Genomic DNA, 8,301 nt, shown 5'->3' on the forward strand with positions numbered 1-8,301 from the left:
GTCGTCGGCCGACGGGCGAGACCGGGACGCCTACTGCTCCCCGTCCGGCACCAGGACCCGCACGCCGCGCCGTTCCAGGACCGTGGTCGTCGTCTCGTCGAGCGTCCGCAGGGTCGACTCGTCGAACCCGTTCCCGACCGAGCGCACCATGAGCGTCGCGGACCCCGATGTCAGGTAGCGCAGCGCCTCGCGCTGCCACGCGGCGTTCCGGTCGCGCGGCACGGCCTGCCCTGCGGCGTCGCGCGCCCCCACGTCGTACGCGTACCCCGACAGGTCCACGGGGAGCTCGCACCCGCGGTCCAGGTCGCGGCTCAGCACGTCGGTCAGGGCCAGCAGGGCGGGCGAGTCCGCCTGGACGCAGCCCTCCTCGGGGAGGGCCGCGCGCAGCTCGGCCGCCGGGAACGGGGTGGGACGAGGTGGGGCGGGTGCGGCCGTCGCGAGCCCCAGGCCCAGGCACGCCCCCGCGGCCACGAGCCCCCGGCCTCCCGCGGGGACGAGCGAGACCGCGGCGGCGACCACGAGCACCAGGGCCGGGGTCACGAACGCTGCGTACTGCTGGTAGGCCGACGGCGAGGCCAGCAGCACCACGGTCTGGACGACGAGCAGGGTGACCCACAGGCGGCCACGGTTCCCGGACCAGGCGGCGACCGCCGCGACGAGCACCGCTGCCAGGACGGCCCAGACGAGGGCGAGCTGCGCCGTCGGGGTGGTGACCCACGTGGTGCTGCCCGTCCCGGCGATCCAGGCGAGCCGCTGCTCGATGCCCGTGTCCGTCTCGCGCGGCCGCCCGAGCTGGTCCAGGAAGACCATGCGGAGCATGTCCGAGCCGGCTGCGAGCGCGAACGGCGCCAGGACGACCACTACCGCGCCCAGCGCCCCGGCGCTCGCGCGCAGCGCGGCTCGCCAGCCGGCCGTCACGAGCAACCAGACGACCACGACCAGCAGCGGGACGACGCCCCAGATCTTGACCGTGGCGCCGAGCCCCAGGACGGCGCCGCCCGCCCAGAGCCAGCCCGGGCGCGCCCCCGCCTCGGCGCCCGGCAGGCCGCGCAGCAGCAGGACCACCCCGCCGAGCAGGCACAGCGAGCCGAGCGGCTCGAGCAGCGTGATGCGCTCGGCCCACGACGCGGCGAACGAGACCGCGTACAGGACCCCGCCCACGACCGCAGACGTCGTTCCCCAGTACCGGGCGACCCGCGTCACCAGGACGGCGTTCGTCGCCCCGACCACCATGACGCCCACGCGTGCGGCGACCAGGGCGTCGCTGTCGCTCGTCCACGCGGTCAGGGCGGCGAACGGCGTCAGGGCGAGCATCGACCCGGGCGGGTGCAGGAGCGTGAAGTCGCGGTAGGGCACCAGCCCGTGCACCAGGGCGACGGCCGACGAGAAGTACACGCCGTCGTCGTACCCCTGGTAGTCGCGGACGCCGACCGTCCCGCCCACGAGGCTCCACCGCACCGTGAACGCGAGGACGGCGACCCCGGCAGCGACGATCCAGCCCGTCGCGCGGGTGGGGCGTCGGGCGGGACGGTGGGTGCGGGGCGCCGGGCTCACTCGTTCGAGTCTGCCCGGCTTCCGCGCGGGGCGCCTGAGGGAGGCGGTCGGGCCGTGGTCCGCGTCCGGGGGAGGGTCCGCGTGCCCGACGACGGCGCTCGCCTCGGGGTCTCGGGTCCGGCCGGGGAGCCGGTCGGGCTCAGCGCACGGCGACCGCGGGCTCGGTCCGCGAGGGATCGTCGACCGTCGGAGGGAGAGCGCCGACCGTCCGCGGGGGAGCGGAGGGGCGCGCGCCGCGGCTCGCTCGCAGCGCCCAGAGGATCGCGACGAGGTCCACCCCCTCCTGCATCCAGGCGCCCGCGAGCGCGGGGAGGAACCCGAGCGCGGCGACCAGCATGAGCGCGACGCTGAGCCCGATGCCGACCCAGATGCTCTGCAGCGCGACCCGGAGCGTGTCCTTGCTGACCCGCACGGCTGCAGCGACGGCCGAGACGTCGTCGCGCAGGACGACCGCGTCGGCCGAGTCGCTCGCGGCCGTGGCGCCGCGCGCTCCCATGGCGATCCCGACGTCGGCCGAGGCCAGGACCGGGGCGTCGTTCACGCCGTCGCCCACCATGACCACGGGGCGCGCGGGGGCGTCCCGGACCGCCTCGACCTTGTCGAGGGGCAAGCACTCGGCACGCACGTCGTCGATGCCCAGGGCCGCGGCGACGTGCTCGGCCGTCGTCCGCTGGTCGCCCGTGAGCATCATGACGTGGTCGACACCCAGGGACCGGAGCGTGCTCACCGTGGTCGCGGCCTCGGCACGCACCTCGTCGCGCAGCACCAGTGCCCCGACGGGGATGCCGTCGACCGCGACGTGGACCGCGAGCTCACCGGGCTGGAGCACGGCGGGCTCGACCGTGGTGTCCGTCCGGGCGGCGACGTAGGAGCGTTTCCCCACGACGACCTCCCGGCCCGCGACGAGCGCCCGGACACCGTGCGCCGGGACCTCGTGGGCGTCGGTGCCCTCGGCCGGCTGGAGCCGGCGCTGCCGAGCGCCCTCCACGACGGCGTCGGCCAGGACGTGGCTCGAGTACTGCTCGGCCGACGCAGCCAGCCGCAGCACCTCGTCGGGATCCAGGCTCCCGGTGGTCTCGACGCGTGCGAGCGCGGGACGACCGTGGGTGAGGGTCCCGGTCTTGTCGAACGCCACCGTGCGCGCGCGGTCGAGCTTCTCGAGGGTCTCGCTCGACTTGACGATCACGCCCTCGCGCGCGGCGCGGCTCATCCCGCCCATGAAGGCGACCGGCGCCGCGATGAGCAGCGGGCACGGGGTCGCCACGACGAGTACCTCCGCGAACCGGGTGCCGTCCCCGCTGACCCACCAGGCGAGCCCGGCGATCGCGAGCGCGACGAGGGTGAACGGGACCGCGAAGCGGTCGGCCAGCCGGACGGTCCGTGACCGGCTCGTGGTCGCCTGCTCGACCAGCGCGACGATCTGCTGGTACTGGCTGTCGCGGGCCGACCTGGTCGCGCGCAGCGTGATGGCCTGCTGCCCGTTGATGCCGCCCGAGGGGACCTCGTCCCCCCGCTGCCGCTCGACCGGCAGGGGCTCGCCCGTGAGCGACGACTCGTCGAGGTCCGCCCGGTCGCTGACGAGCTCGCCGTCGACGGGGACCACCTCGGCCGGGCGGACCACGACCAGGTCTCCGGGGCGCACCTCGTCGACGGGGACGTCGCGCAGCGAGCCGCCGCCGAGCACGTGCGCCGTCGCGGGAGCGCGGGACATGAGTGCCGAGAGGTCGCGGCGGGCCCGGTTCGCCGCGTAGTCCTCGAGCGCCTCGCCCCCCGTCAGCATGAGCACCACGACGAGGGCAGCCCAGTACTCACCGACGACGACCGCGGCCGTCACGGCCGTCACGGCGAGGATGTCGATCCCGGCGTGCCCGCGGAGCAGGTCACGGAGCATGCCCACGCCCGTCCAGCCCGCGACGGCCAGTGCGTAGGCCGACACGAGCCACGGGACGATCGAGGACCAGGGGGTGAGCGAGAGGACCCCGGCGACGGCCGCGACCAGGACCGTCGCCATCACCAGCGGATAGCGCCCGAGGTTCTTCGCTGTGGTCATACCACGATTTCTAGCATTCCTTGCACATTCTTTCCAGCAAGGAAAGCCTCGCCTGAGGCTGCCTGAGGAAAGGCATTCCTTCGCTGGTCTGCCGCATTCTCTCGGGCTTCTCGGGCGGCCGCAGCGGGGCTGGTGGAGCGTCAGGAGTGCCGAGATGCCAACGATCCTCGGTGGGCGGACAGGGGTGGGTGGGCGGCAGTCGAGACCTTCTCGGCGAATGCGGCGATCGTGACGGGGCGCGGCGAAAGAATTCTCGTCCGGTGCACAAAGAATGCCGTGGTGCGCGAGGTGCCGCCCGTGGGTGGGCGTCAACCACGCCGGGGCGACGCGGACCAGAGCGGGCACCCCGCGCACGCGAGAGCGGTCCGACGCTCCGTGCCCTCCCGAGGAGGGGGTGCGCAGCCCGAGCCGCCGGCGCGCGCCGTGCAGCCGAGGGCTGACGTCTCGCCCGACCGCGTCCGGCGGGGCCCCGCTTCCCGCGCGAGCCCCAGGCGGACGAGCTGAGCGACCGCCGCATCGACGAGTCGCGGGTCGAGGTCCAGGTCGGCCGCCAGGGCGCCGACCGCGACGCCGGCACGGAGTCGCGCCAGCACGGGCCGCAGGACCTCACGGGGTGCGACGCCCTCACGAAGGTCGGGCGCCGGCCTCGGCGCGGCGGGTACCAGGGCGCTCACCAGACGAGCCGCAGGAGCTGGAAGGTCGCGACCGACAGGACCCACGCGACGCCCAGCTGGACCGCGACGGCCCCCAGGGTCCAGCGCCACCCGAACATCCGCCGCTGCTCGGCGACCGTCGCGAGGCACGGCGTGTAGGCGAGCACGAAGACCATGAAGGCCAGCGCGGCCGCGGGGGCGTGCCCGCCCGACGTCTCGTCGAGCGTGGCCCGGAGCTGTTCGCCGAGCTCGCCCGGTGAGGAGCCCACGGGCTCGTCGACCGCGTACGCCTGCGCGAGCGCGCCCACGGCGACCTCCTTGGCCACGAAGCCCGTGACCAGCGCGCTCGTGGTGCGCCAGTCGCCGTAGCCGGCCGGGGAGAAGACCGGAGCGACCTGGTCGGTCAGGCGCCCGTAGGCCGAGTCGTGCACGGGCACCTCGCCGAACGCGTGCCCGGGCGTCACGGGGACCGCGAGCAGGAGCCAGACGACGACGAGGACGCCCACGATGATCGTGCCCGCACCGCGCAGGAACGCGAGCACGCGACGACCCGTCGTCACGAGCAGCGGGACCGGGCGCGGCACGTGGTAGGCCGGGAGGACGAGCGCGAGCGGCTCGTGTGCCAGGTCGCGGAACAGCGTGCCCCGCAGCGCCAGCGCCCCGACGAGCACCAGCGCGACGCTCAGCACGTACATCGCGAGCACCACGAGCCCGGTGTGCCGCGGGAAGAACGTGCCCGCGAGCAGGACGTACACCGTCAGCCGGGCGGGGCACGAGGTGTACGGGACCAGGAGGCCCGTGAGGAGCCGTTGCCGCGCGTTCGGGAGCGTGCGCGTCGCGGCGAGCGCCGGGAGGTTGCACCCGAAACCCACGATCAGGGGCATGATGACGCGCCCGTCGAGGCCGACCGACCGCATGAGGCGGTCCGCCAGGACCGCGACCCGCGCGACGTAGCCAGAGTCCTCGAGCAGCCCGATCGCCAGGAACATCAGGGCCATGAGCGGCGCGAACGCGACGACGACCCCGACGCCCGCGACCACGCCGTCGACCAGGAGCCCCTCGAGCCAGCCGCCGCCCACGCCCACGCCGTCGAGCACCCAGGTCACGAAGCTCGCGACGGGGCCCGTGACGAGGGCCTCGGTCGCGCCCATGATCGGCGCCGCGACCCAGGTCGCGAGCTGGAACAGCGCCCAGAGCGTCAGGACGAAGACCGGCAGGCCCACCCAGGGGTCGAGCAGGAGCGCGTCGATCCGGTCCGCGCGGCTGCGCGTCGCGGTGCGGTGCGCGTCGACCGACTCGACGACGTCGTCGGCCCACCCGAGCAGCGCGTCGATGCGGTCGAGCTCGTCGTCGGGTGCGGTGCGCGGTGCCGCGGTGCAGACAGGCAGACCCAGGACGGGCCGCGGCTGCTCGGCCACCGCGCGGACGGCTGCGGCCAGTCCGTCCGCACCGCGCCCCGTGCGGGGATCGACCTCGACCACGGGCACGCCCAGCCGGGCGGCGAGCCGCCCGGCGTCGACCGCGAGCCCGTCGACCGTCGCGACGTCCGTCATCGTGAGGGCGACGACGACGCGCTCGGTCCGCGTCCCGACCTGGCCGAGCAGGAACAGCGCGCTGTGCAGCTCGGCCGCGTTGGCGACGAGGAGCGTCACGGTCCCGTGCTCGGCCCCGGCCCGCTCGATCTCGGCGACCGTCACCGCCTCGTCGGGCGAGACCGGGGTGAGCGAGTAGGTGCCGGGGAGGTCGACGAGCGCGAGCGGGGTCGCGGGCACCGGGTCGGTGCCGGTGCGCGGCCGCCAGGATCCTCGGGCCAGGTCGACCGTGGTCCCCGGGACGTTCCGGGTGGTCTGCCGTGCGCCGGTGAGGTGGTTGAAGAGGGTCGACTTCCCGGCGTTGGGCGTGCCCACGAGCAGGACCCGCAGGTCGGGGGCGAGGTCCGGGGCCGTGGCTGCACCGCGGCCGGGGCCCTGTCGACCGCGGGGGTGGGCGGCGCCGTCGGGCCCGTCGTGCGTGCGCGGCGCGCCCCCCTCGCAGTGCGGACAGCTCACGGGGCGGTCTCGAACCTGCGGACCGTCGCGGCGTCGAGCGCGATCCGGCGGCGGCCCACGAGCACGACGCGGCCGCCGAAGGGGGTCCGGAGCGCGACGGTCACGTCCGCGCCGGGGCGCAGGCCGAGCTCGCGGAGGCGCACGTCGGACGTGGGGGTGAGCCGCGCGCCCGCGCGCGCCGAGGTCAGGACGACGCGGGTGCCCGGGGGGACCTCGGCAAGGTTCATGCTGCCGACGCTAGTGATGAGGTGAGGCTTGCCTCAGATGCCGGAGGTCCTCGCGCCGCAGGCCGTTGGTCCCGTCAGAGGCTGAGCAGCGCGCCCGTCCCGATCCCCGCGAGCGTGCCGATCACGACCGTCACCACGGCGATGGCCACGGGGTGCGCGGGCGTGCCGTGCAGGCGCTGCCAGAGGCTCGGGGTCGCGGGAGCGGTCGCGGCATGGTGGATCTCGCGGCGGGAGAGACCCGCGGTCACGGGGGCGGGCTCGGTGACGTGCTGCGTGCTCATGGTTCTACCTCCGGGAGTTCTGCTTCTGGGAGGAGAGACGCGCTCGTGCGGTCGGCGTGACGCGGAAGTCGTGGTGAGGAGAGTCACGTGGTCCCCGGTGGCGGAGAGGTCGCCTCCGACGTAGGGGTCGACGGCCCGCCGTGCGGGGGCCCCACCCGCGCCGGCGGACCCGCCCGCGCTAGGCGCTCGCGGGCGCCCCCGTGCTCCCGCGCACCACGAGGCTCGTCGCGAGGTCCATGCGGGTGTTGGTCACGTCGCCCTCGCGCGCCTTGAGGACGAGCCGCGCAGCCTCCTGGCCCATCTCCTGGAGCGGCTGGTGGATGGTCGTCAGCGCGGGGCTCGACCAGCGAGCCACGGGGACGTCGTCGTAGCCCACGATCGAGAGGTCCTCGGGGACGCGCAGCCCGTGGCGACGCGCGGCCTCGAGGACGCCGAGCGCCTGGAGGTCCGAGCCCGCGAAGATCGCCGTGGGCGGCTCGGGCAGGCTGAGGAGCTCGTCCGCGCGGTCGGTGCCGCCCTGGGGGTGGAAGTCGCCGAACCGGACGAGGTCCGGGTCCGCGGTCAGTCCCGCCGTGCCGAGCGCCGAGCGGTAGCCGTCGAGGCGGGCCAGCGAGCACATCATGTCCTCGGGTCCCGTGATGACGCCGATGCGGCGGTGGCCGAGCTCGATCAGGTGGCGGGTCGCCATGAGGCCGCCCTGCCAGTTCGCGGAGCCGACCGAGGGGACGTCGGGCTCGGGGTCGCCCGCGGGGTCGATGACCGCGAACGGGATGGCCCGGGACCGGAGCTGCTCCTTGACCGCGGACGGGAGCGTCGAGAAGACGAGCACGACGCCGAGCGGGCGGCGGGCCAGGACGCCCTCGATCCACTCGGGCCCCGGGGAGTGCCGGGTGCCGGACTCGGTCAGCACGACGCTCGCGCCGTTCTCCCGCGCGACGTCCTCGACGCCGCGGATGAGCTCCATGGCCCAGATGCTCTCGAGCTCGTGGAACACGATCTCGATGAGCGGGGCCGAGGCGGTGGGGCTCTTGCGGCGCCGGTAGCCGTGGCGGACCAGGAGCGCCTCGACACGGTCGCGCGTCCCGGCCGCGACGTCGGTGCGTCCGTTGAGCACCTTGGACACGGTCGAGAGGGACACCTGGGCCTCGGTGGCCACGGCGGCGAGAGTGACCCGCCCCGGAAGAACTTCGTCGGTCATGCCGGCCAGCGTAGCGCCTCGGGAGAAAGTTTCGAAGGGTGTCCTGCCGTGTCTCGGGATCGAGTTCCCAGCGTTCTCGCAGTGGATAACGGTTGAGGCTCGATGTTGACCCCGACGGGTTCGCGACTTAGAGTCCAGGACAACCGAGTACTTTCGGCGCAGACGCCGAAACTTTCGAAAGGGTTCGATGATGAACACAAGAACGCGGAAGTCGCTCACGGCCGCAGCCGTGGCGTCGGCGCTGGTCCTCCCGCTCGCGGCGTGCGCGAGCGGCGACTCCGGCGGGTCCA

6 protein-coding genes are annotated in these 8,301 nt (G+C 74.7%); all 6 read right to left on the reverse strand.

Translation table 11 applies throughout. From position 1 onward, the window contains the following. Positions 1-30 precede the first annotated feature (30 nt). The 6 genes from ACFWFR_RS03450 to ACFWFR_RS03475 all read right to left on the reverse strand — a co-directional run bounded on the left by ACFWFR_RS03450 (position 31) and on the right by ACFWFR_RS03475 (position 8,011). The gene (locus ACFWFR_RS03450; RefSeq protein WP_377621202.1) at positions 31-1,554 is read right to left on the reverse strand and encodes a glycosyltransferase 87 family protein; all 1,524 of its coding nucleotides are present in this window, start codon (positions 1,552-1,554) and stop codon (positions 31-33) included. Between the two features lie 139 nt (positions 1,555-1,693). Further along, positions 1,694-3,604 (reverse strand): heavy metal translocating P-type ATPase, encoded by a 1,911-nt coding sequence (locus tag ACFWFR_RS03455; protein WP_377621203.1) that lies wholly within the window; start codon positions 3,602-3,604, stop codon positions 1,694-1,696. A gap of 670 nt (positions 3,605-4,274) precedes the next feature. Then, entirely contained in the window at positions 4,275-6,305 is a 2,031-nt protein-coding gene (locus tag ACFWFR_RS03460) for a ferrous iron transporter B (RefSeq protein ID WP_377621205.1), read from the reverse strand. Then, a complete protein-coding gene (locus ACFWFR_RS03465) occupies positions 6,302-6,532 on the reverse strand; it encodes a FeoA family protein (protein ID WP_191803806.1) in 231 nt (76 codons plus the stop codon). The genes ACFWFR_RS03460 and ACFWFR_RS03465 overlap by 4 nt, the downstream gene beginning before the upstream one ends. Before the next feature lie 74 nt (positions 6,533-6,606). After that, positions 6,607-6,813, reverse strand: coding sequence for a hypothetical protein (locus tag ACFWFR_RS03470; RefSeq protein WP_377621207.1), 207 nt, complete (start codon positions 6,811-6,813; stop codon positions 6,607-6,609). 178 nt (positions 6,814-6,991) lie between these two features. Continuing rightward, entirely contained in the window at positions 6,992-8,011 is a 1,020-nt protein-coding gene (locus ACFWFR_RS03475; protein ID WP_377621208.1) for a LacI family DNA-binding transcriptional regulator, read from the reverse strand. Positions 8,012-8,301: the final 290 nt, after the last annotated feature.

This window comes from Oerskovia sp. NPDC060287 (genome assembly GCF_042726775.1).
In the GTDB taxonomy this organism is placed as follows: domain Bacteria; phylum Actinomycetota; class Actinomycetes; order Actinomycetales; family Cellulomonadaceae; genus Oerskovia; species Oerskovia merdavium.

What these genes read in the sequence shown, in the direction of transcription:
- ACFWFR_RS03455 (WP_377621203.1), bottom strand. Translation starts at nt 3,604, where the DNA reads ATGACCACAGCGAAGAACCTCGGGCGCTATCCGCTGGTGATGGCGACG.
- ACFWFR_RS03465 (WP_191803806.1), bottom strand. Translation starts at nt 6,532, where the DNA reads ATGAACCTTGCCGAGGTCCCCCCGGGCACCCGCGTCGTCCTGACCTCG.
- ACFWFR_RS03475 (WP_377621208.1), bottom strand. Translation starts at nt 8,011, where the DNA reads ATGACCGACGAAGTTCTTCCGGGGCGGGTCACTCTCGCCGCCGTGGCC.
- ACFWFR_RS03470 (WP_377621207.1), bottom strand. Translation starts at nt 6,813, where the DNA reads ATGAGCACGCAGCACGTCACCGAGCCCGCCCCCGTGACCGCGGGTCTC.